Source organism: Nitrospira sp. (assembly GCA_016788885.1).
GTDB lineage: Bacteria > Nitrospirota > Nitrospiria > Nitrospirales > Nitrospiraceae > Nitrospira_A.
Map to the genome: position 1 here is coordinate 121948 of JAEURX010000006.1, position 23565 is coordinate 145512.

Consider the following 23565-nt stretch of genomic DNA (forward strand, 5'->3'; position numbering starts at 1 on the left):
GTAACCAATGGTTACATTGAGAGGGGCACGGTGTCAATGGCTCTGAAAACTACCAGCGTCTCAACTGCAGAGGAACGACAAACGTGAGCGTGGAGAGTCTGAGGGCCGAAGGAAAGAACGTGAGAAAGGAGTTATTCTGCTGGCAGATCGTGTTCTGCCAATTGAGAAGGGGCTAGGGCTTTTTCGTTTCGTCGGCTGTGGGTGAACAATTCATGCCGGCGAAGGGATTGAGTGGATTCACGCGCGGCGAACAATGTTGCGCCTCTGGTGCAGCCTTCTCACCTCCTGCCTGCGAACCGGTCGGCGGTTGAGCCTGATCGTTCGGGCCCTGCTGGTGCGGAGCCTGCTGGTGAATCGGCGAGAACGGCTGGGATGGGAGAAATGCATTCGGTTGAAGGTCCGGCGGAGCTGGCGGCGGCTCTTCAAGCGGTGGCGTGAATCCGCCTGGTGGTGAAGGAGATGGAGTCTGTACGGCCGTACAACCGCGTTTCCCCTTCGGCTGATCCGTCAGCATCGTGCTGCCGTTCGGGCCTTCGCAGCTGTAAATCTTTGCTTGGACCGGGTTCGAGTGAAGCAGGACTGCGAACATGACGGGCAGGAGGTAAATCCAGATCATCGTCGATTTCCCTGAGCGGGATCGCAGGTAGATGATGGATGGCACCGGCGATGAAATGCCCGTACGCATGACCGACTATAGGCGCGGAACGGAGACCTGTCAATCGACAAGGAACGACGCGGGGGACGTCAGCCGGGTGAACGCCCCAGCCATTTTTTGATCAGCCCCAGCAGTCCGACTTCCGGCTCCGGTTGCCGGTCCGGATATTCGATCCAGGGTTCCTGCGAACCCAGGTAGACACCGTCGCGGTAACTTTGCTGGCTCCGTAAGTTTGTGTAACCCTGTTCCTGTAACAGGCGGATCAGCTGCTGCAAGGCATCGGCCGTGGTGGATGTATCGGAGGTGACCAGATGCACGGCTTCATACCGCAAGCTCGCCTGGAAGCCGGATGAGGTACGGAGCAGTTCCACGGGGCGATTGAAGCCTCGCTCCCTGGCATCGAATCCGGCGAGTTGATGCTTCTCTCCGGCCGGTTCCGGCATCGTTCCCTACAAGGCGCGATAGACGGCCAACAGGTCGCTGAGTGCAATGGTCTTATTTTTCAGGATGACGCGTTCGGCGTCCAAAATATCGAGCGCAGCGACCTTTTCCGTTCCACCCATGAGGCACTTGCTCCCGAGAGCGAGCACCCGTTCGCATTCCTTCTCAACCTTGCCCTTCACGACGGGATTCACCTTGAGGATATCCATCATCTTGGCGCGAGTCTCACTCAGATGCTTTTGAAGTTCGGCCTCGGGGTATTCCTTCCGTGCCGCTTCGTCTTCGCAGCGGTCGATGTACTGGGTCAGAAAGACATAGAGCCGCACGAAGGTTTCGGCGATCTCGATGTGTTTCGGGGTCAGCTGATTGTCCGCCATTAGAGCCTCCATTCACGTGGTCTCGACATGATCATTGTGCTGTGGCGACGTCGTGCGCGGCGCTCTGTATCACAGCCGGACTTTGATATCGCTGCCCTCGACCGTGACATCATACACGGCCACCTTGGCCGAAGGGTTATTGATGCAGGCACCCGTTTTCACATTGAACTCCCAGTTGTGCCATGGACAGGCCACGACATCGCCCACGACGTCGCCTTCACCCAGCGGGCCGCCGCGGTGCACACAGGTGTTGTCGATGGCATAAAAGGTCCCGTCCACGTTGAACAGGGCGATGGCTTTTCCGTTCACTTCCGCGACCATGCCGGCTCCCGGCTTCACGTCGGCGGTTCCTGCGATTCTAATCAACTCGCCCATACATCCTCCCTGAGTACCTGAATCTTCCCTGAGCCGGGGCCCCGTCAGCGACCGGTGGCCGGCCGTTTGATTTTATCCAATAAACTTTCGATGCGGCTCTTGGTGGCCGACACCCCGCCTGTTTGCAACGCTGCGGCCACCTTGGCCGCGATCTCGCGAAAGGCTTGTGACTGCGGCGAGTCGGGCTTGGCGACGACAATCGGGTTGCCGGTATCCCCGCCGGCGCGAATGACCGGATCGATCGGCACCCGTCCGAGGAACGGAATGCCCAGCTTTTCGGCTGCCCGTTCCCCGCCCCCGTGAGAGAAAATTTCAGTGCGCTCTCCGCAATGTCCGCAGACGAAGAAGCTCATGTTCTCCACGATGCCGAGGAGCGGCACATTTACCTTCTGGAACATCATCATGCCCTTGCGCACATCGTGCAGCGCCACTTCCTGCGGGGTCGTGACCGTGACGGCGCCCGAGAGCGGCACCAACTGGGTCAGCGTGAGTTGGGCGTCGCCCGTGCCGGGCGGCAAGTCGATCAACAGATAATCCAATTCGCCCCACAACACATCCCGGAAGAGTTGCTGGATCGCGGTGTGCACCATCGGTCCGCGCCAGACGACGGCGGTGTCTTCCGGGACGAAAAATCCCATGGAAATCAACTTGACGCCGTGGCTTTCCGCCGGCGCGATTTTGCCGTCTTTCTGTTCTGGGGTTTTCTCGACCCCCATCATCATCGGGATGTTAGGTCCATAGATATCGGCATCCAGCAAGCCCACTTTGGCGCCGGTCAGGGCGAGGGCGACGGCCAGATTGACCGACACGGTGGATTTGCCGACGCCGCCCTTGCCGCTGCTGACGGCGACGACGTGTTTGACTCCGGGAATGATATTGGGTCTGGCGGCCGCCTCATCCTGGTGCGGTGCGCCCGGTTGTTCCTCTGCCATGGTGATGCCTCCTCCGCCCCGCCGTTCCGGTGGAATCGCCGGAGCTTGGTTGCATATTAAGCTATCGTTGCGACGAAAAGAAATGGGCCAGTAGACGCAGCGGGCCGTTGGGTAGAAGGGACCGGACTCGTGCGAGACGGAGCGGTCTCGATGGCGCCGGTTATGTGCGCTCGCGATGGAGGTTGTACGTCAGCCCGACCAGCGAGAGCGTATAGATCAACCATTTGGACGGGTCGAAGTTGTACCATTTCGATCCGTTTCGATAGTCGTGCGAATAGGTATGATGGTAGTTGTGGTATCCCTCGCCGAAGCTGATGAATGAAATCAGCCAGCTATCCCGGCTGCTGTCTTGTGTGCCGTGCGGCTGGGTGCCGACCATGTGGCAGAGTGAGTTGATCGTAAAGGTGGAATTCAGCACCAGGACCGTGCGTAACACGCCGGCGAGTAAGAAACAGCCGAGGCCGCTCATCATTCCGCCGTTCAGGTACCCGGCCGCGAAGGGCAATAACAGGCCCGAGGCCACGATTGCCCAGTAGTACCGGTGTTGCCACAGAATCATCGGATCGGTACGTAATTTGGCGGCGAACCGGTCTTCACGATAAGGCGTATTGATGAACAGCCAGCCTACATGACTGTGCCAAAAACCTTTGCTTGCGTTGTACGGATCTGCCTCCTCGTCCGTGTGCGCGTGGTGGCGGATATGGTCGGCGCACCAGAGCAAGGCGGAGTTTTGCACGGCCCATCCCCCCATCACCAACAGGCAGATCTTGATCCAGGGATGGCTCTCGAAGCTGCGATGCGTGATCATGCGGTGGTAGCCCACCGTGATGCCCATGCCGGTGACGATGTAGAGAATGGCGAGCAGCGTCCAATCAAGGACCGTATAGTCGTAGTAGTAGGCGAAGAGCGGAACTCCGACGAAGGTCAGAATCGTGAGCGCGGTGAAGAGGGACACGGTGCCCCAGCAGACGGATTGTGTGGATGAGTCGGCCATCGTACTCCTTCGGAACCTGTGCGCAACTCATCGCCACAGTGCACCGCCATACTGAGGATAGTGGTCAAGGCAAACGGCGCACTGTAACGGAGCGGCTGTCACATTTTCAAGAGGAGAAGTGTGGGAACGAACCGCCGATCGTGGGTGTAGGCACGATGACTTGGAATAGACCATCAAATTCTCAAGTATAGAAGCGCGGTGTATACTGCAGTAACGCACTCTTCATGCTGTCCTGGAGGACCACATGACTCTGGACCCTGCCCTGCTCGAATCCCGTATTCGTGCCATCGGTGAAGATCTGGCCCGCCGTTCCAGCGGATTGTCGCCGGGGCTCTTTGATTCCCGCTGGTGGTCGCAGGCGGCGATCAACCTGGCCATGAAAGATCCGGCATTCAAAGCTCAGCTGTTTCGATTCATCGATGTGTTGCCGTCGCTGAAGGACGATGCGCAGGTCGTGCGTCTGGCGGAAGAATATTTCGGGGACATGAGCGGGCACCTCTTCGGCGCGCAGTGGGGGTTGAAGGCCCTCGCCTCTACGAAACTGGGCGCGGCACTCAGTGGAAAGGCGATCCGGCATCAGGTGGAACAGATGGCGACCAGCTTCATTGCCGGCGCGTCCATCGAGCAAGCGGTGCCGGCGCTCCGTACACTGTGGGAGAACGGCCGAGCCTTTTCCGTGGATTTGCTTGGCGAAGCCAGTGTGAACGAACGGGAGGCGGATGCCTATCGGGATCGCTGTCTGGCAGCCCTGCGGGTACTTGGCGATGTTTGTCCTGCTTGGCCGCCTTTGTCATTGCTTGAGCGGGACCATCTCGGCCCGCTGCCCCGCGTGCAGCTGTCGGTCAAGATCTCGGCCCTCTATTCGCAGCTCGATCCCATCGATCCGGAGTCCAGCTACCGCGCCGTCGCGGCTCGCCTGCGGCCGCTCTTGAATCTCGCCGGGACACTCCCCGCCTCCATCATTTTCGATATGGAGCAGGCGGAAACCAAGGAGCTGATCCTGTCCATCTTCATGCGCCTGTTCGAAGAGGAGTCGTATCGCACCTTCCCCCATGCGGGTATCGCGCTGCAGGCCTACCGCACCGATACCGGAGATGATGTGCAGCGCTTGTTGGCATGGACCAAGAACCGGCAGGTGCCGATGACGATCCGCCTGGTGAAAGGCGCCTACTGGGATTCCGATGTGATCCGGTATCGGCAGCGCGGGTGGCCGATGCCGCTGTTCGAACAGAAGTCCCAGACCGACGTGAATTATGAATCGTTGGTTCGTATGCTGCTGGAGCAGTCACACCTGATCAGGCCGGCGTTCGGCACGCACAATCTGCGCAGCCTGGCCGTGATCGAGGCGGTGGCGGACGCGCTCAGTCTGCCGCAGGAAGCCTGGGAGTATCAGATGATCTACGGCATGGCGGAACCGTTTCAACATGCGATGCACGACCGGGGGCGGCGCGTGCGGCTCTATACGCCGGTCGGTGAGCTCTTGCCCGGCATGGCGTATCTTGTGCGCCGTTTGCTGGAGAACACCTCCAATGAATCGTTTCTGCGGAAGGAATACGTGGAGTCGCAGCCGCTGTCGTTGTTGTTGTCGGCTCCTGATGGTGCGTTGTCTCAGCCTCGACCTTCCGCGCCGGTCGAGCACAAGTCCTTTCGCTCTGCATCACCCGAGGAATTTGTGAACGAACCGGTTGCAGATTTTTCGCGTGCGCCCGTCCGTATTGCCATGGCCGATGCGATCGTTCGCCGCCGCAAGCAATTGGGGCAACGACTCGACTTATCAAAGGTCGTTGCCCATTTGCCAACGGGGCCTGATTTGTCGACGTATGATCCCAGTCGGCCGGATCAGCTCGTCGCGGTGGTGCAGAGTTATCAGCCTTCCGATATCCCGGCGCTTACCAAGATTGCCGAGGCCGCCGAAGAGTCCTGGAGTATACGACCGGTTGCTGACCGTGTCGCGGTGATGCGGCAGGCTGCCGCCCTGATGCGGGAGCAACGTTGGGATCTGGCAGCGTGGGAAGTGTTCGAGGAAGGCAAACCCTGGCGGGAGGCCGATGCCGATGTCGCGGAGGCGATCGATTTTCTGGAGTATTACGCCGGCGAAATGGCACGACTCGATCCTCCGCCCCGTCTGGGCCGTTATCCCGGTGAACTCAATGAGGTGCTGTGGAGTCCGCGCGGCGTGACCGTGGTGATTGCTCCATGGAATTTCCCGCTGGCGATCCCCACCGGTATGGTGTCGGCGGCCTTGGTCACAGGCAATCCGGTTCTGTTCAAGCCCTCTGAACGTTCCTCGGCGATGGGCTACCAATTGGCGCAGATCATGCTCGATGCCGGTGTGCCGAAGGGGCTGTTGCAATATGTTCCGGGGGGGCCGCAGCTCGGGCGCGAGTTGGTCGCGTCGGTGGCGGTCAACACGATTGCCTTTACCGGATCGAAGGACGTGGGCCTGGGCATCATGCAGGCGGCTGCGGTTCAACAGCCGGGGCAACGTGTTGTGAAGCGGGTCATCGCCGAGATGGGCGGAAAAAATGCCATTATCGTCGATGAGACGGCTGATCTCGATGAAGCCGTGACCGGCGTGGTGCAGTCGTTCACCGGGTATGCAGGACAGAAATGTTCGGCCTGTTCGCGGGTGATCGTCGTGGACTCAATTCACGATGCGTTTCTCGACCGGCTCAGCGATGCGGTGATGAGTCTCCGTGTCGGCAGGGCAGACGATCCTGCGACTCAGGTTGGCCCGGTCATCGATGGGCGGGCGAAACACCGTATTCTGGAGTATCTCGAGATTGGTCGGCGTGAAGGGCGGGTGCTGGTGGACTGCTCGGCGGAAGGACCTGGGTATTCGATCGGCCCGGTCGTGATTGTGGACATTGAACCTGCGCACCGGTTGGCGCAGGAAGAGATTTTCGGTCCAATCCTGGCCGTGATGCGCACGGCCTCATTCGACCAGGCGTTGGAGTATGCCAACAGCACGGCCTATGCGCTGACCGGCGGTCTCTACTCGCGCAGTCCCCGTCACATCGCACGCGTTCGTGAAGCGTTCGATGTCGGGAATGTGTACATCAACCGCCCCATTACCGGCGCTTTGGTCGGCCGCCAACCATTCGGCGGGCACCGGTTATCTGGCGTAGGCGCGAAGGCCGGGGGCGAAGAGTACCTGAAACAATTTCTGGTGGCTCGCGTCGTCAGCGAACAAACCCTCCGGCGCGGATTCGTGCCGACCCTGTAGCCCTGGTGCCGACTTCACGCTGACCTCTTCCAGTTCCTCGGTGATGTCCGTGATGTTTCCGCGGTCGTCCTTCAGCGCGGCCAATTCCTGCCGTTCGATGTACTTGACCAGTCCCACGCCCTTAGCAAACCAGGCCGTCATTACATCGGTGCCGACCGCCGTGCGATCGACTGAGGAGAGGCGGATTTTGAGCGTCATGCGTGCTTCCACCCGGACCGCGTCCGGATAGGTTCCCGCCGGGACCGTGATCGATTCCTGGCCCATCACCGTCGACAGTCCTTCCACATCGACATGTTCGTTGGTCCCGTCTCCGTCGATATCGCTGCCGAAATCGATGTCAGTCCGGTTGAATTGCTGGAACGATTGGGCCACCTTCATCGGGAAGCGGATAATCTGATAGGGCGTCAATTGTTTCTCCAGCGGAGTTCCTGGCTCGGAGCCGTAATAGACGACCCCCGCCGCATCGCGCCGGTAGAAACTATCGGATGGTCCATGGTTACCGGGATTCGTGTCGTGAAACACGGTGACGACGAGTCCACCCTTCAGCGTGCGGGTGCCGGTGACGCTCGACACGTTGCTGAAGTATTTATTCTCGATTGTCTGGAGGGGGCCTTCCGAGATCTGTCCCCGGTATTGCCAGCGTGTGCCGACGGTGTCAGGAAAATAATCAGCCGACTGCGCGATAGTCTGTTCACCTTCGGCTGCCTGGGCGGGAATCTGCCCGATGCTAAGGGTCGCGGATCCGAGTAAGCCCGCTGCGATCATGGTCGAACGAAGCAGATTCTGAACTGTCACGGCTGTCCTCCAGTCAAAAAAATCACCGTACCATACCCGATGTGCAGCAGCAAGACGCTCCCGGCGGCCTGCGGTGCCTTGCCTTCTCCCTTGGCGGCTCGCATAATCGCCAGCCGTGATGCCGGACACAGACCCATCATCATCTTCTTCTCCCGGATCTCGTACGGTGCTGGTGACCGGCGCCTCGGGCGGGATCGGTCGACGCCTCTGTCGCGCGTTTGCCCGCGACGGATTTTGGGTGGGCGTTCATTATTGCTCTCGACAGGAGGCGGCGGAGGAGACCCTTGCTGAACTGACGGCCGCAGGTGGACAGGGTGCGCTGTTCCAGGCGGACATCCGATCTGGGGAAGCGGTCCTGGCCATGGTTGATGACCTGCGTCGCACGCGAGGCCGGCTGGATGTGTTGCTGTGCAACGCCGGGATCGCAGCGAGCCATCTGGTGGTGCGTTGCCCAGAGGATGAGTGGCAGCGGATCATCGATACGAACCTGAGTGGCACCTATCGGACGATGACGACGGCGGCAGCGGGGATGATGACCGAAGGTGGCTCCATCTTGGTGATCGGGTCCTATGCAGGGTTGCATGGAAGGAGCGGCCAGGGGGCCTATGCGGCCTCCAAGGCTGGGCTGATAGGGCTCGTGCAAACAGCGGCGCGCGAATGGGGGCCGCACAATATCCGGGTTAATCTTGTGTGTCCGGGGTGGCAGGCAACGGGACTGGCCGGTGACGCCTATCCTTCCGCCGATGACGTGCGGGGACATGTGCTGGGGCGTCTCTCCAACTTGGATGAGGTGAGCGAAACCATTTGTCGGTTGGCGCAATTGCACGATGTGTCGGGGCAGGTGTGGAATGTGGACAGTCGGATTCTTTAGCAGGATGCTGACAACGCTCTCCATCTTCGTGCTCGGTCGTATGCCTCAGTCGTCATACTCTCTGCGGCCTTGCCGGCGGTCGTGTTGAGCATCTCGCTGGGACATTGAGTCGTCGATTCCACAGAACGATACCGTGTGTTTCACATGCGCTAGATGGGAAGAATAGAGAATGGGGAACGGGGTGTTTGTTACTGGGACGGATACGGGGGTCGGGAAGACGCTCGTGTCGGCGGCCTTGGCTCGGAGACTGGTGCGGCTGGGTTGCGCCGTCGGTGTGATGAAGCCGGTTGAAACCGGCGTCTCCAGTGGTACGCCGGACCAAAGCGACGCCGCGCGCTTGATCGCAGCATCCCGCGTGGAGGATTCGCTCGACCTGGTATCGCCCTATCGATTTTCCTTACCGCTGGCTCCGTTCGCTGCCGCTTCGTCGCAAGGACAGGTGATCGAGTTCGAGACCATCTTGAACCGTTACGAGCAACTTGCGGCTCGACATGCCTGCGTGGTGGTCGAAGGAGCCGGTGGGCTGTTGGTGCCGATTGGACACCAGTGGGATCTCCGGGACTTGATCGTCCGTCTCCGGCTGCCGGTCATCCTGGTTGGACGGGTCGGGCTCGGCGGGATCAACCACGCACTGCTGACGCTGGACGCGCTCGAGCATCGCAAGATTCCAGTCGTGGCGCTCGTGTTGAATGAAACAGCGGTACTTGCCGATCCGGTTCAGGAAGAACAGCAGAAATCCACGGTGGCGTTGTTGCGCGAGCGAGTCTCCGTGCCGTTGCTCGGTCCACTGCCCTATCAGTCTTGTGCGGAGTGTGCGTGGCCCGATGCGGTCGATGCGGCCGCCGACAGTCTTCCGATCAGGGAGTTGGCCGAGCTGGTCTGGCCCAGGGTCGCTGGAAGGTCTTGATCGCCTGCTCGAGGTCCGGGGCCTTCAGAATCGCCGAGATCACCGCCACGCCATTCGCTCCCGCCGCGACGATGTCCTCCACGTTGTCCGCCGTGATGCCACCGATTGCAAACATCGGCATCGTCGTCAACGCACGGGCAGCCCGCAGCCCGTCGAGGCCGACGACCGGATCGTGGTCGGCTTTGGTGGTCGTGCTGAAAATCGGGCCAAAGCCGATATAGTCCGGTTTCAGCCGTGCGGCTTGCCGAACCTGTTCAGGCCCATGGGTCGACAGCCCGATGAGTGCGTCAGGTCCCAGGATTCTGCGCGCATCGGCGACGGGCAGATCGTCTTGTCCGAGGTGCACTCCGTCTGCCTTCACGGCCAATGCGAGGTCGCATCGATCATTGATGATGAGGCAAACGCCAGCCTCCGTCGCGGCCTGGCGTAGGGCCAGAGCCTGGGTGTAGGCGGCCTTCATGGATGCCTGTTTGTCGCGATATTGGAAGAGACGCACGCCCAGTGCGGCGGCCTTGCGGAGCACGTCGACGAGCGGACGATCCGGCCGGACGCTCGGGTCCAACACGAAGTACAACCCGGTGAGGAGTTGTTGGTGAATGGCGTGATGCGTGGCGTGCTCCCTGGCCTCGCCGATCGACTAGGACGACTGTCCGGCGAGGAAGCGGTCGAGGAACGTCGTGGAGACATGCCCCTTTTGAAAGTCAGGATCGTTAAAAATCTTCCGGTGGAGCGGGATCGTGGTCTTGATCCCCTCGATGACGAATTCATCCAAGGCTCGACGCATCCGTGCCATGGCTTCTTGGCGATCCCGACCGTGAGTGATAAGTTTGGCGATGAGCGAGTCGTAGTACGGCACCACGGTGGCATTCGGTGCCATGGCTGAATCGACACGGATGCCCAACCCTCCGGGCGCGGAGTATTTCGTGATCTGTCCCGGGCAGGGCGTGAATTTTTCCGGGTCTTCGGCATTGATGCGGCATTCAAAACTGTGCCCATTTAGTTTGATGTCCGGTTGCTTGAATGAGAGCGGCATGCCTGAGGCAATACGGATCTGTTCTTTCACCAGGTCGATGCCGGTCACCATTTCGGTGATGGGATGTTCGACCTGGATGCGCGTGTTCACTTCCATGAAGAAGAAGTTACGATCCTTGTCCAGGAGGAACTCGACCGTGCCGACATTGCAGTACCGAATGGCTTTGACGGCTTCGACCGCGGTTCGGCCGATCTCGCGCCGAAGTCGTTCATCAATGGCCGGCGACGGGGTTTCTTCCACCAGTTTCTGGTGACGACGCTGAATCGAGCAATCACGCTCACCGAGATGGACCACATGGCCGCGGTTGTCGGCCACGATCTGCACCTCGATATGCCGGGGTTCGAGGAAGTACCGCTCGAGATAGACGCCATCATGCCCGAAGGTGGATTTGGCCTCAGCCTGAGCTGCCTGAAACGCGCGGGCGAGTTCTTCCGGCTTGTTCACCACACGCATGCCCCGTCCGCCCCCGCCCGCCGAGGCCTTGATAATCACGGGGAAGCCGATCGTCTTGGCGGCTTCCTGCGCGTCCTGTTCGCTCCGGAGTTCGCCGGGACTGCCAGGCGTGACCGGGAGGCCCTTCTTGGCCACGACTTCGCGGGCTTTGGACTTGTCCCCCATCAAGGCGATGTTTTCTGAGGTTGGGCCGATGAACTTGATGCCGATCGATTCACAAACTTCTGCGAAGTGCGCGTTCTCGGACAGGAACCCATAGCCGGGATGGATGGCATCCGCACCGGTGACTTCGGCGGCGCTGAGCACATTCGGAATATTGCGATAGCTGAGCGCGGCTTCCGGCGGGCCAACGCACACATGTTCGTCCGCCGCCCGCACATGCAGGCTCGCGGCGTCGGCTTCAGAGTGAATCGCGACGGTTTTGACGCCGAGTTCCTTGCACGCCCGAATGACCCTGAGCGCAATTTCTCCGCGATTGGCAACCAACACTTTTTTAAACACGAGATACTCCGGTGCGCGTCATGTCAGGTGTGTGTCTCATTCTCCATGTCGTTGTCGCGAAGACGGTCACGCGATCAAGATCCGCGGCCCGGTCCGGCGAGAGCCTGTGTATGGCTGGAAACTCATGTGAGGTAGGAACGCCCAGGACCAGTCCCATCACGAATCCCCATGACCGCTGCGTCTAGGGTGTGGCGCCGGGGTCGATCAAGAAGAGCGGCTGTCCATATTCGACGGGTTTGGTGCTCTCCGCCAGAATCTTCGTAATCCTGCCGTCGGCTTCGGATTCGATCTCGTTCATCAACTTCATGGCTTCGACGATGCACAAGACCTGGCCCTTCCTGACGTAGTCCCCCTCTTCCACATAGGGGTCGGCATCGGGAGACGGCGATCGATAGAAGGTGCCGACGATCGGCGATGTGATCGTCACCAGGCCTTCCGTGTCGGCAGGCTGCCGGGCTTGCGCCGCCGGAGCTGTCCCGGTCGACGTCGATTGGTGCGGCACGGTTTCCACGGTGTGTGTCGTGGTCGTGCGAGCGGCCGGTTCATGTCGGAGACGAATCCGCATGCCGCTGCGTTCGATTTCCAATTCCGTCAGGTGGTTGCGCTTCAACAGATCGGCCAGTTGCTGGATTTGTGCGGCATGTTCCGGCTGCAGCAGCATCTGGTCGGCCCCTTGTGTGCGAGGGGCGAATGCGCTCGGGAGGACAATCGGTTTATCGGCGGCCCGGCCTTTGCCTGTCTTTTTACGTGATGGGCTCAACGCACGCGCTCCACAAATTCACGAGTTCTGGTATCGATGCGGATGGTTTCCCCGATCTCCAGATACAGCGGCACCTTGATCGTGGCGCCTGTTTCGACCGTCACCGGCTTGCTCCCGCCGGAAGCCGTATCGCCCCGCACGCCAGGTTCCCCGTCTACGACCTTCAGTTCGATGAAGTTCGGCAGCACGACGGTGATTGGCCTGTGCTCGTAAATGAGGATCTTGGCGATCATATTTTCTTTGAGTAGGTCGGCGTTGCTGCCCAATTGGCTCTTTTCGTAGGTCGACTGCTCGTAGGTTTCCGTATCCATGAACGTGTAGGAGTCGTTCGTGGCGTAGAGAAACTGCATATCGCATTCGTCGATCGCGGGGGTGTCGAATTTTTCTCCGGAGCGGAAGGTCCGGTCGAGGACGTTGCCGGACAGATAGCTCTTCAGCTTCGTTCGGACGAATGCCCCACCCTTGCCGGGTTTGACGTGCTGGAATTCCACGATATAAAAGGGTTGACCTTCTACCATCAACGGGCTGCCGTTCCGAAACTCTGCGGTCGAAATCACAACAACTCTCCTTGGTACAACAGGTTCAACGGCGCGAAGCCGTAGGTTTCTTCTTCACGTCCCCCAGCTGGCGGGACGGTGTGCCACTGGTTTCAAAATGGGCGGTTAACGCGTTCAGTGCCAGCAGATATCCAGTCGGACCGAATCCCGCTATCTGGCCCAATGCGACTCCTGCGATGAAGGAGTGGTGGCGAAACTCCTCCCGCTGATGAATGTTCGACAGGTGGACTTCCACCGTGGGCAGTGCGACGGCGGCAATCGCATCACGAATCGCGATGCTGGTATGGGTATACGCAGCCGGATTGATGATGATTCCGTCGAAATGCCCCCTGGCATTCTGAATCCAGGTGACCAGCTCTCCCTCCACATTGCTCTGCTTGGTCTGGACCGCAACCCCCAACTCGGCGGCGCGCCGGGCGATGGACTTGTCGATGTCCGGCAACGACAGGTGTCCGTAGACAGACGGTTCTCTCGTCCCCAGGAGATTGAGATTGGGACCATGAAGCACAAGCAGCCGCAGCATGTGTCTGTCGCGCGCCCCGGTTGTCAGAAGGCTGCAATGGATAGGGATGCCAGCAGCGGCGGCATTCTAACAGGCTACCAGGGGTGGGTCAAACGCTGTTCGAAGATGGAACGGGAGAAAGGAGGCTAACGTGGAGGGCGTTCACTCTGGCGTCTTGTTTGAATGGTTTCGAGCCAGGCCTCGAGGCGAGCGATGGCCGCCGTATGTTTGACGGCGGGCAGTTCCGGCGTGGGGACCGTCACCGGCGTGGCCGATGATGTGTCTGCAGCGGGACCGATGGTCGGGACCGAGTTCGAACCGGCCATCACGAGGCTCGCAGTCTGTAGTTTTTCGACTTTGGCGTCTGCTTCAAGACGCTTCTTTTCGCGTTTCGTGGGTGGCGCCTCGGCCGGTGTGCCGGTGATGGCCCGCTTCAATGAGAGTGCCTCATCGTCGAAGGGATTGGCGTTGAGGATGGCCGTACAGGAATGCAGCGCGAGTTCGGTCTGTCCCTCGCTCTGATAGAGCCTGGTCAGGATACGGTGTGCGCGCAGATTGTCGGGGCGCTGTTTTACGACGTCTTCGAGAATGGCCTTGGCTTTTGCTGCTTGGCCAAGCTGGTCGTAGACTCGCCCCAGCGCCGCCATGGCCGTCACGAAACCAGGATAGGCTTTGAGGCCGTCCTCGAGGACGGCGGCGGCCTCCTGCCACATGCCCGCTTTGATGTATTCATCCGAGAGGGGAAGAAATTCTTTGGAGCGCGGATCTTTGGCCACGGCCGTCGCCAACCGATCGATTTCCGCGGCGATGGCCGAGTCGATGCGAGGGGATGCTGCCACGGGGTGCTCCTTACCGATGAGACCGCACGGGTTTTTTCGTCGTCCGACGACCGGTCGGCAATGCCAGGATCCGGTCGAGAATCCGGTCTGCGACCTCGCGCTTGGGTAGCAGCGGGACCTCCTCGGCCTGGCCGTCGGCGCCAAGCAGGACGACCCGGTTGGTATCCGATCCAAAACCCGAGCCTGCCGCCGAGACATCGTTGGCGACCAGCAGGTCGACGTGCTTAGCATGCAGTTTTTCCCTTGCGTGGGCAAGGAGATCCTCAGTTTCTGCCGCGAACCCGACAAGGAACTGCGTGGTGCGGCGAGTTCCCAATTCTTGGAGAATATCTTCTGTCGGGGTCAGGTCGAGGTGCGTGACCGGGCGATGGCGCTTTTTGAGTTTGTGGGTTGAAGGTTGTGTGGGACGAAAATCGGCGACGGCGGCGGCCATGATGATGGTGTCGCTCCAGGCGAAGCGGCTCATGATGAGCTTTCGCATCTCTTCGGCGGTGGTGACGGAACACCGCTCGACTCCGGTCGGCGCAGCAAGCGCCGTCGGCCCTGACACGAGCACCACCTCCGCTCCGCGCGCCCTGGCGGCTTCGGCCAGGGCATACCCCATTTTTCCCGACGACCGGTTGGAAATAAACCGCACGGGATCGATCGCCTCTTGAGTCGGCCCGGCGGAAATGAGCACCCGCCGACCCGCCCAGTCTTGTCGTGGGTATAGTGCGGTATGGATGGCTGCCAGGATGCGTTGTTCATCCGCTAATCGTCCCTGGCCGGATCGGCCGGACGCGAGGGGGCCTTCTTCCGGCTCAACGATGATTGCCCCGCGCGCCCTGAGAACGGCCACATGTTCCACGACCGTCGGGTGCTGCCACATGTCCCCGTCCATGGCGGGAGCAATAATCACGGGACACTGGGTTGTGAGAAGCATCGTTGAGAGGAGATCGTCGGCGAGTCCAAGCGCGGCCTTGGCAAGGCAATTGGCCGTGGCCGGTGCAATCACAATGGCCTGGGCCTGCTCCGGAAGCGAGAGATGGAGCATCTCCTGATGGGCTTCGAAGAGATCGGTAGCGACGTGCGAGCCGGAGAGAACTTCAAACGTCAGCGGCGTGACGAAGCGGCAGGCGCCTGCGGTCAGGACCACGTTCACCGTCGCGGCTTCACGCCGAAGCAGGCGTAGAAGACTCACCGCTTTATAGGCGGCGATACTCCCCGTGACGGCGAGCACAAGGCGGACACCCGGGAGTGAGGGGCCGGTGGTCTGCACGAACGAAGACTACTCCTCGCCCTCCGGGGCGGCAGCCGGTTTGGCGGTATCGTCGACGTACACGCTCAGCTCTTTCTTGATTTCCTTGGCGTCTTCTCCGGTCATCATGGCGAGCCGTTCGGTTTCGCCTTCCTTCACCCTCTTGGATTCCTTGATGGCGTCACGGGCTTCCTTGCCCACGAGGAACTTCACCTTGTGACGCAGGACTTCGTCGAGCGCGATGCTGGTTTCTTTGGTGAACTTGGATGACGCGGTCATGCGCGCCCCCTGCACCAACTGCTTGGCCCGCTGCGCAGCCACGATTACCAGACGGTGGCGTGAATCGAATTCTTCGCTGGAGTATTCAGGCAATAACGTCAACATTTCACCCATGATTCGACTGCTCCTTTGATGCGGGGGCCTGAGCGTTGTGGCCCGGCTTGCCCTCTTTGTCGAGAATAAACTTTTCTTCCAACCACGTCATGTTCAGGCGTTTGGTTTTGGTTCGTTCCGCCAGAAAAATGCTTTCGAGTTCTTTCAACGATTGTTTCAGATCGTCGTTCCGCACGATGTAGTAATACTCGCGGTAGCTCCACACTTCTTCCTTGGCCTTCTGCAGGCGGCGTTGAATTTCCTCCGGCGAGTCTCCGGCCCTGTTCTGCAGCCTGGTGCGCAGGGTGTCAAACGAAGGCGGAAGAATGAAAATATAGACGCCGTCCTCAAACTTCTTTTTCACCGAGCGGGCACCCTGCACGTCGATTTCGAGGAGGACATCGATGCCCTGCTCTATTTGTTCCGTCAATTCCTTGCGCGGGGTCCCGTACAAGTTGCCGTAGACATGGGCCCATTCGACAAACTCGTTCTTGTCGATCATCTGCCGGAAGGCCGTCTCGTCCAGGAAATGGTAATCCTTGCCGTCGACCTCTCCCGGCCGCGGCTTTCTTGTGGTGTAGGACACCGAATGCCAGAGACCGGGGACGTTGGCCGTGAGCTGTTTGCACAGCGTCGTCTTTCCACTTCCCGATGGCGCGGAAATGATGAAGAGAATGCCTCGTCGTACTTGTGCCGGTTTCTCGTTGGTTGGAACGGGCGCGGTGCTCATAGAATCAGGCTGCCGTTCAGAAGACCGGCATTACTCCACATTTTGAACTTGTTCGCGCAATTTTTCCAGTTCGGCTTTCATACGGACGACCAGTGCGGCGATGTCGGCGTCGTTCGCTTTCGAGCCGATGGTGTTCACTTCGCGCCCCATTTCCTGGAGAAGAAACTCTAACGTCTTCCCCACGGACTCCTTGCTGCGGAGCGTCTGGTCGAACTGTAGCATATGTGACTCAAGTCTGACCAATTCTTCCGAGATGTCTGAACGGTCGGCATAGAGGGCGAGTTCCTGCTGGAGCCGTGCAGGATCCGGGATCTCGGCCTGGAGGAGGGCTTCGATCCGCCCCTTCATCCGGCCAAATGCATTGGTTGCCAGCTCCGGAGCCCTCTCCGCTACGGTGGATTTAGCGGTGCGAATCGCGTCCAGGTGCGAGATCAGGTCCTTGGCCAGGGCGTCCCCTTCCCGCTTGCGCATCTTTTCGAGGTCCGTCAACGCGACCCCGAGGGCTCGCAAGACCGTCTTGCCCAGGTGTTCCGTGTCGACCGGTTCATCGGTAATCGACACGATGTCGCGAAAGCCGGCTAACAGAGAAATGTCGATGGTGCCTTTTAGCCCCAAACTCTTTTGCAGCTTTTTGAGCGCCCCATGATACTGCTTGGCGAGGGCTTGATCGATCTGCACGGTTTTCAGGCTGCCGCCGGCGGCATGGACGGAGACTGAGACATCGACGCGGCCTCGCAGGCAGCGTTGCTGGACCGCCTTGCGGATCGGATCTTCCAATTGCGCGAGGGATCGTGGAACCCGCACGGCGACTTCCAGAAACCGGTGGTTGACCGAGCGGATCTCTACGGTCACGCCGGCGTTGTCCGACGCGACGTCCTTTTTCCCATAGCCTGTCATGCTGCGAATCATCGTGCAATTTTTCCTTCCCAATGGCAATCGGTGTAGAGCGTGCAGATCCCGCATTTCGGTGCGCGCGCGAGGCAGACGTACCGGCCGTGCAGAAGGAGTCGTTGCGATCCTTCTGTCCATTGGCGTGCGGGCATCAACTGCTGCAAGTCAGATTCAATCTTTTCGGGATCCGTATGGTGTGTGAGGTGCAATCGTCCGGAGACGCGCTTCACATGGGTATCGACCACGATCGCCGGTTTCTCGAACGCATTGCCAAGGAGCACATTGGCCGTTTTGCGTCCGACCCCCGGCAGGGTCGTGAGGGCGTCCATCGTCTCGGGCACCTTCCCGTGAAATCGCTCGGTGACGACCTTCGCGCAGTGGATCAGGTTCTTGGCTTTTGTCTTGAAAAACCCGGTCGGACGAATCAGCGCCTCCAATTCCGTCGGATCGGCCTCCGCATAGTCACGCGGGTTGTGGTATCGGCGGAAGAGCTTCGGGGTGACCTGGTTGACACGCTGATCGGTACACTGTGCCGACAGGATTGTCGCGACCAGCAGTTCCCAGGGACTGCGATGGTCCAATTCCACCTTCACTGCCGGTGCGGTGTCCCGTAGGGTGGCGAGGATGCGCTGGAGGCGGCGGCGTTCCGCGGCGGCGGATGATGGTGGAATGGCGGCGGATTTCATGATGCGTTGGTCGTGGGCGCCAATTGTGCAGTGGTCAGGAGTGAGATGCAAGTGCCAGGTCCTGTGGCGGCTGGTCCGGATGCTCAGCGGGTGCCGGCGGTGAAGGCACTGCCGGGAGGAGCGTTTCGAGGTGCGCAATCAACGGACGCACGCTATCTCGATCCAACGCTGAAATGCCGATGGCATGATAGCGTGCACACAGCACGCGGATTTCCTGCGCCGTCAGGCGATCACACTTGTTGAGGACCATCACGCGGGGAATGGTGTCCATGTTGAGTGATTGGAGAATGTCGTCGACCGCCTTGATCTGCTGATCGATGTCGTCGGCGGAGGCGTCAACCACATGGAGCAGCAAGTCCGCATCGCGCAGTTCATCCAGGGTGGTGCGAAAGGCCCCGACAAGGTCCTTGGGCAGATCTCGAATAAATCCGACGGTATCGGTCACGATGACTTCACGGTCGTGCGGGAAGCGCAGGCGGCGGCTGGTAGTATCGAGCGTTTCAAAAAGCCGGTCCTGGGCGGGAATCTCGCTGTGCGTCAACGCGTTGAGCAGGGTGGATTTTCCGGCGTTCGTATAGCCGACGATGGAAAGAATGGGGAGCCCCTGCCTGATTCGTCGCGCACGGCGTTGATCCTGATGGCGGGCGACATCGGTGATGTCCCGTTCTAAGTGCGCAATGCGATCTCGGATGCGGCGGCGATCGGTTTCTAGCTTGGTTTCTCCCGGTCCTCGTGATCCAATGCCTCCTCCGAGACGTGACAGCGAGGTGCCGTGCCCCAACAGTCTTGGGAGCAGATAGCGAAGCTGCGCCAACTCGACCTGCACCTTCCCTTCCCGCGTATGGGCCCGGCGAGCAAAAATATCCAGGATAAGCTGGGTACGATCGATCACCTTAATATCGGTGATCTCGGAAATGGCTCTCGCCTGTGCCGGGGCCAAGTCCTGGTCGAAGATGATCAGGTCGGCGCCCTTCTGCAGGGCTCGCATGACCATTTCTTTCAATTTACCTTTTCCGAGCAAGTAGCGTTCATAGCCATCCTGAGTCCGTTGGACGATACGGTCGAGGACGCGCACGCCGGCCGATTCGGCAAGCTCGCTGAGTTCTTCCAGGTGTTCTTCCTGCTCGGTGCGATTTCGGGGTGACGCACTCACCAGAATCGCGGATTCCGTGCCGGCCGACACGGTGTGGCGTGTGTCCGACCGCTGAAGGTCGTGTTCGAGTGCATGGAGGAATGCGTCCAACTGGAGGTCGAGTTCATGAAACGGGACCGGTTTGAGGAGGCGGCAGACTTCGCCCTGCGGATTGGGCGGCAGCAGATGGGCAAGATGCAGCAGGCTGGGTTCCCCCGCCTGAGTGACTCCGAGTACGCCGATCAAGTCCAGGCGCAGCAATGCGAGGTGGGTGATGTCTTCCTGACTCAGTGGCTCATCGTGGAGATGCGTCCGGATCAGTCGCAGTCCTCGCAACGAGTGAGCGCCGACTCTGAATTTCGCTAACGAGTCGAAGGTGGGGGCGCATCCCGGTCCGACCAATACCTGTTCGACGATCCCGCGGCGTGTGATGAGCAGCCCGATTGGACGGCGCATGTCCCGTGACAGTTGGCTCGTCGTGCGCGCCAATTCCGGGGTGATCACGACCGAGGTCGGGATACGTCGACGGTACAGTCGCTCCAAGGCCGCAAGGTGACTGGCTTTTAGGCCGCTGATCTGTCCGTGAATCGTGGGGATGGTACGCTCCCAGGGCGCAATTGTTATCGGCTGCGGGTGGCTCCGCCGCATGACGTGGACGGCAACGCACAATCCGGCAGGGCTTCGCAATCCAGAGAGGTGACCTGACCGAGCAGCAATGCACGCTGCCCTGCCGCAGCAATCATAGCGGCATTGTCGGTGCAATACGAGAGGGCCGGGAGACCCAACTCAATTCCTTCTTTGGCGGCACGCTCGGAAAGTTTGGCTCGCAATCGAGAATTGGCTGATACGCCCCCTACGACTGCGAGTGCGGAAACCCCCGCCCGCTCGACCGCGGCGAAGGCCTGTCGCACCAGCACGTCCACAATCGCCTCCTGATAGGAGGCCGCCAGATCAGCCTGTTGTTCGGCAATCGCCTTCGCGGTCATTCCTTGCAGGTGATACAGCAGCGAGGTCTTCAGGCCGCTGAAGCTGAAATCCAATTCTCCGGTCCTCACCCTGGATCGGGGAAACCGGATTGCTGTCGGGCGGCCCTTGCGAGCGGCGGCATCGACGAGGGGGCCGCCGGGATAGCCCAGGCCGAGCATCTGCGCGCCTTTGTCGAATGCCTCGCCTGCGGCGTCGTCGATGGTGCGCCCCATGAGCCGGAAACCACCGGTTTCCTCTGCGTGGAAGAGGTGGGTGTGTCCGCCGGAGGCAATCAAGACGACGCAGGTTTTGGGAAACGCCGGGCGATCAATCCACGCCGAAGCGATATGACCTTCCAGATGGCTCACGCCGATCAACGGAACTCCCAGCGCATAGGCAATGGATTTTGCGTAGCTCAGCCCAACCAGCAGGGCGCCGGCCAAGCCGGGTCCTTGAGTCACGGCGATGGCGTGAAGGTCCTGCCAACCGAGTCCTGCCTCGTCCAGCGCCCGGCGCGTGACATGATCTACATTCTGAATGTGAGCCCGCGACGCCAGCTCCGGCACCACTCCGCCGAAGCGCTCATGCACCGTTTGTTGAGAGGAAATGACATTGGCCAAGACGCGTCCCTTGCCATCAAGCACCGCGGCCGCCGTTTCATCGCAGGAGGTTTCGATGCCCAGTGTGGGGCCGAGGACGATGGGGGTTCTGGCAGTGGTCATGCTAGCGAGTCGTGCCCTGGGGTGCGTGTGATCACTGGCGTGATTGCATCCGGCACGAGCGAAATGTTCGGTTGCGCCATGATTGTCTGGAGTGGGAACTGCGCAGGATCAACGCGAGGCGGTTCGCGTCGTTCTGCGCGCTGGAAAAAGACAACCCCCGGATCCGATTGCGGACCGCGGGGGTTGCCGGTGTTGCTACAGGATCTCAACGATGAGTCGATCCTACCCTCTCGGATGCCCTTCGAGCTAGACGCCCGCCATGGCCTCTTGTTCGATAAACGCCGGTGCGCCGTCGCGCAGAACCACCTTGATCTTCCGGTTGTCCTTGAAGCGGCCCTTGATGAGCTCTTCCGACAACGGATCGCCGATGGCGCGCTGGATGATGCGACGCATCGGTCTGGCACCGTACAGCGGTTCGTACCCTTCCTTGATGAGCCACTGCTTGACCTCGTCGTCGACGTCGATGCTGACGCTCTTGTCGATCAGGCGGAGGTTCAATTCCCGAAGCAGGATATCCAGAATGTGGATTAAGTGATCCTTTTCCAGCGGGTGGAACACGACGATTTCGTCGATGCGGTTCAGGAACTCAGGACTGAAGGATCGGCGCAGTTCGCCCATCACCTCATCCTTCCTGCGTCCTTCCTGGCCGCTCTTTTCATCATTCTGGAACCCGAGCGAGACGCCCTTCTGGATCAGTTTGGTGCCGATGTTCGACGTCATGATGACGACGGTGTTCTTGAAATCCACCTTCCGGCCAAGACTATCCGTGAGGACGCCGTCGTCCAACACCTGGAGGAGCACGTTGAACACATCCGGATGTGCCTTCTCGATTTCATCGAAGAGCACGACCGAGTATGGCCGACGGCGTACTTTCTCAGTCAGTTGCCCGCCCTCTTCATACCCCACGTATCCGGGAGGCGCTCCGAAGAGCCGCGAGCTCGTGAACTTTTCCTGGTACTCCGACATATCGATGCGGATCAACGCATCTTCGCTGTTGAAGAGGAACTCCGCTAGGGTTCGGGCCAACTCCGTTTTCCCGACACCGGTCGGGCCGAGGAAAATGAAGGACCCGATGGGCTTCTTCGCTTCCTTGAGGCCAGCTCTGGATCGACGAATCGCGCGCGCGACTGCCGAAATGGCTTCGTTTTGTCCGATGACCCGCTTGTGGAGGAATTCTTCCATGCGGAGGAGCTTGTTGGACTCTTCCTCTTCCAACTTGAAGAGCGGAATGCCGGTCATCTTCGACACGACATAGGCCACTTCTTCCTTCCCGATGGTCGGTTTGTGCTTCTCCTGATTCTTCTTCCATTCGCGCTTGGACTCGTCGAGGAGTTTTCTCAAGCGTTCTTCTTCTTCCCGATGGCGCACGGCTTCCTCGAAGTTCTGCATCGAGATAGCGAGCTCTTTTTCCCGAGAGATCTTCTTGAGCTCCTGCTCCAGCGCTTTGAGTTCGGACGGAAGCGCGTAGGTCTGCAACTTCGCCCGGGAGCCGGTTTCGTCGATCAGATCGATGGCCTTATCCGGCAGGAACCGGTCGGTGATGTAGCGATCCGCTAACTTGACCGCCTCCACAATGGCGTCTTCGGTGATCTCTACGCCATGGTGTTCCTCGTACCGATCACGCAAGCCCTGAATGATGCGCACCGTTTCATCTGTGCTTGGCGGTTGCACATGAATGGGTTGGAAGCGGCGCTTGAGGGCCCCGTCCTTCTCAATGTGCTTGCGGTATTCGTCCAGCGTCGTGGCGCCGATACATTGAATTTCTCCGCGCGACAACGCCGGCTTGAGCATATTGGAGGCGTCGATCGAACCTTCAGCAGCGCCGGCGCCGACCAGCGTGTGCAATTCGTCGATGAAGATAATAATGTTGCCAGCCTGCACGATCTCTTTCATCACCACTTTCAAGCGCTCTTCGAACTGGCCGCGGTATTTGGTGCCGGCGACCAGCGAGCCCAGGTCCAGCGCGATGACGCGACGGGACAGCAAATTGTCCGGGACTTCCGACGCGATGATGCGCTGCGCGAGCCCTTCGACAATGGCCGTCTTGCCGACGCCGGATTCCCCGATGAGTACAGGATTGTTCTTCGAGCGTCGGCTGAGGATCTGAAGCACCCGTTCGATTTCATCCGCCCGTCCGATGACGGGATCCAACTGCCCCTCTTGGGCGAGTTGTGTCAAATCACGTCCGAACTCGTCGAGCGCCGGGGTGTTGCTCTTGCGGTCCCGCTCGCGAGGGGCGGACTTCCGCAGGAAGGTCACCGTGAGCTGCCTGGCGGTCAAGAGGTTGGCGCCAAGACTCCGCAGAATCTTTCCGCCGATGCCTTCCTCTTCACGCAGAAGTCCGAGCAATAAGTGCTCACTGCCGATATGGTTATGACCGAGGAGCCGGGCTTCTTCCACCCCGTACTCGATGACTTTCTTGACCCGCGGACTGAAAGGAATTTCTCCGAAGGTCATTGTCGTGCCGCCGCCCGGTAGGTTGCGCTCGATTTCGAGGCGAATCTGTTCGGTCGAGAGGCCCATTTTTTTCAGGATCATCAGCGCAATCCCATCCGTCTCGCGAAGGATGGCCAACACCAGGTGCTCGGTGCCCAGGTAATCGTTCTGATGG

Annotated in this window: 25 protein-coding genes; 3 read left to right on the plus strand and 22 right to left on the minus strand. The window is 59.9% G+C overall.

What is annotated here, in order from left to right:
- Positions 1–172 precede the first annotated feature (172 nt).
- The 6 genes from JNL86_01040 to JNL86_01065 all read right to left on the minus strand — a co-directional run bounded on the left by JNL86_01040 (position 173) and on the right by JNL86_01065 (position 3774).
- The gene (locus JNL86_01040; protein MBL8041488.1) at positions 173–616 is read right to left on the minus strand and encodes a DUF4124 domain-containing protein; all 444 of its coding nucleotides are present in this window, start codon (positions 614–616) and stop codon (positions 173–175) included.
- 128 nt (positions 617–744) lie between these two features.
- Positions 745–1098, minus strand: a complete 354-nt coding sequence (locus JNL86_01045) for a hypothetical protein (GenBank protein MBL8041489.1) — start codon at positions 1096–1098, stop codon at positions 745–747.
- Between the two features lie 6 nt (positions 1099–1104).
- Positions 1105–1473, minus strand: a complete 369-nt coding sequence (locus JNL86_01050) for a hypothetical protein (protein ID MBL8041490.1) — start codon at positions 1471–1473, stop codon at positions 1105–1107.
- A gap of 69 nt (positions 1474–1542) precedes the next feature.
- Positions 1543–1848: a Rieske 2Fe-2S domain-containing protein gene (locus tag JNL86_01055; GenBank protein MBL8041491.1), complete on the minus strand. Its 306-nt coding sequence runs from the start codon at positions 1846–1848 to the stop codon at positions 1543–1545.
- Positions 1849–1892: 44 nt separating this feature from the next.
- Complete coding sequence (locus JNL86_01060) at positions 1893–2780, minus strand: Mrp/NBP35 family ATP-binding protein (protein ID MBL8041492.1); 888 nt, start codon at positions 2778–2780, stop codon at positions 1893–1895.
- A 160-nt stretch (positions 2781–2940) separates the two neighbouring features.
- Positions 2941–3774, minus strand: a complete 834-nt coding sequence (locus JNL86_01065; protein MBL8041493.1) for a fatty acid desaturase — start codon at positions 3772–3774, stop codon at positions 2941–2943.
- A gap of 244 nt (positions 3775–4018) precedes the next feature.
- Here JNL86_01065 and JNL86_01070 point away from each other — a divergent pair, with 244 nt between their 5' ends.
- Positions 4019–7000 (plus strand): proline dehydrogenase family protein, encoded by a 2982-nt coding sequence (locus JNL86_01070; GenBank protein ID MBL8041494.1) that lies wholly within the window; start codon positions 4019–4021, stop codon positions 6998–7000.
- Here JNL86_01070 and JNL86_01075 read toward each other — a convergent pair.
- Positions 6890–7795: a hypothetical protein gene (locus JNL86_01075; protein MBL8041495.1), complete on the minus strand. Its 906-nt coding sequence runs from the start codon at positions 7793–7795 to the stop codon at positions 6890–6892. The two genes, JNL86_01070 and JNL86_01075, sit on opposite strands and share 111 nt — an antisense overlap.
- A complete protein-coding gene (locus JNL86_01080) occupies positions 7792–7938 on the minus strand; it encodes a hypothetical protein (protein ID MBL8041496.1) in 147 nt (48 codons plus the stop codon). Before JNL86_01080 ends, JNL86_01075 begins: the two co-directional genes overlap by 4 nt.
- Positions 7939–7961: 23 nt before the next feature.
- On the opposite strand from JNL86_01080, the gene JNL86_01085 reads away from it, so the two are divergent.
- Both JNL86_01085 and bioD read left to right on the plus strand, forming a co-directional pair.
- Positions 7962–8666, plus strand: coding sequence for an SDR family oxidoreductase (locus JNL86_01085; protein MBL8041497.1), 705 nt, complete (start codon positions 7962–7964; stop codon positions 8664–8666).
- Between the two features lie 169 nt (positions 8667–8835).
- Positions 8836–9573: a dethiobiotin synthase gene (gene bioD / locus JNL86_01090; protein ID MBL8041498.1), complete on the plus strand. Its 738-nt coding sequence runs from the start codon at positions 8836–8838 to the stop codon at positions 9571–9573.
- Here bioD and thiE read toward each other — a convergent pair.
- The 14 genes from thiE to JNL86_01160 all read right to left on the minus strand — a co-directional run.
- Positions 9524–10138 carry a thiamine phosphate synthase gene (thiE, locus tag JNL86_01095; GenBank protein MBL8041499.1) on the minus strand — a complete coding sequence of 205 codons (615 nt, stop codon included), beginning with the start codon at positions 10136–10138 and terminating at the stop codon, positions 9524–9526. The two genes, bioD and thiE, sit on opposite strands and share 50 nt — an antisense overlap.
- Before the next feature lie 72 nt (positions 10139–10210).
- A complete protein-coding gene (gene accC, locus JNL86_01100; GenBank protein ID MBL8041500.1) occupies positions 10211–11560 on the minus strand; it encodes an acetyl-CoA carboxylase biotin carboxylase subunit in 1350 nt (449 codons plus the stop codon).
- A gap of 181 nt (positions 11561–11741) precedes the next feature.
- Positions 11742–12221 carry an acetyl-CoA carboxylase biotin carboxyl carrier protein gene (gene accB, locus JNL86_01105; GenBank protein ID MBL8041501.1) on the minus strand — a complete coding sequence of 160 codons (480 nt, stop codon included), beginning with the start codon at positions 12219–12221 and terminating at the stop codon, positions 11742–11744.
- Positions 12222–12316: 95 nt separating this feature from the next.
- A complete protein-coding gene (efp, locus tag JNL86_01110) occupies positions 12317–12877 on the minus strand; it encodes an elongation factor P (protein ID MBL8041502.1) in 561 nt (186 codons plus the stop codon).
- A 25-nt stretch (positions 12878–12902) separates the two neighbouring features.
- Positions 12903–13400: a type II 3-dehydroquinate dehydratase gene (gene aroQ, locus JNL86_01115; GenBank protein MBL8041503.1), complete on the minus strand. Its 498-nt coding sequence runs from the start codon at positions 13398–13400 to the stop codon at positions 12903–12905.
- Between the two features lie 125 nt (positions 13401–13525).
- On the minus strand, positions 13526–14218 hold the full coding sequence (locus tag JNL86_01120; protein MBL8041504.1) for a tetratricopeptide repeat protein: 693 nt from the start codon (positions 14216–14218) through the stop codon (positions 13526–13528).
- 10 nt (positions 14219–14228) lie between these two features.
- Positions 14229–15476, minus strand: a complete 1248-nt coding sequence (gene coaBC, locus JNL86_01125; GenBank protein ID MBL8041505.1) for a bifunctional phosphopantothenoylcysteine decarboxylase/phosphopantothenate--cysteine ligase CoaBC — start codon at positions 15474–15476, stop codon at positions 14229–14231.
- A 9-nt stretch (positions 15477–15485) separates the two neighbouring features.
- Complete coding sequence (gene rpoZ / locus JNL86_01130; protein ID MBL8041506.1) at positions 15486–15848, minus strand: DNA-directed RNA polymerase subunit omega; 363 nt, start codon at positions 15846–15848, stop codon at positions 15486–15488.
- The gene (gene gmk / locus JNL86_01135; GenBank protein MBL8041507.1) at positions 15841–16557 is read right to left on the minus strand and encodes a guanylate kinase; all 717 of its coding nucleotides are present in this window, start codon (positions 16555–16557) and stop codon (positions 15841–15843) included. The genes rpoZ and gmk overlap by 8 nt, the downstream gene beginning before the upstream one ends.
- A gap of 30 nt (positions 16558–16587) precedes the next feature.
- The gene (locus JNL86_01140; protein MBL8041508.1) at positions 16588–17466 is read right to left on the minus strand and encodes a YicC family protein; all 879 of its coding nucleotides are present in this window, start codon (positions 17464–17466) and stop codon (positions 16588–16590) included.
- The gene (gene nth / locus JNL86_01145; protein MBL8041509.1) at positions 17463–18134 is read right to left on the minus strand and encodes an endonuclease III; all 672 of its coding nucleotides are present in this window, start codon (positions 18132–18134) and stop codon (positions 17463–17465) included. Before nth ends, JNL86_01140 begins: the two co-directional genes overlap by 4 nt.
- 34 nt (positions 18135–18168) lie before the next feature.
- A complete protein-coding gene (gene hflX, locus JNL86_01150; GenBank protein ID MBL8041510.1) occupies positions 18169–19785 on the minus strand; it encodes a GTPase HflX in 1617 nt (538 codons plus the stop codon).
- Positions 19786–19886: 101 nt separating this feature from the next.
- Positions 19887–20954, minus strand: coding sequence for a tRNA (adenosine(37)-N6)-threonylcarbamoyltransferase complex transferase subunit TsaD (gene tsaD / locus JNL86_01155; GenBank protein MBL8041511.1), 1068 nt, complete (start codon positions 20952–20954; stop codon positions 19887–19889).
- A 246-nt stretch (positions 20955–21200) separates the two neighbouring features.
- A partial coding sequence (locus JNL86_01160) for an ATP-dependent Clp protease ATP-binding subunit (GenBank protein MBL8041512.1) occupies positions 21201–23565 on the minus strand: 2365 nt, incomplete at its 5' end.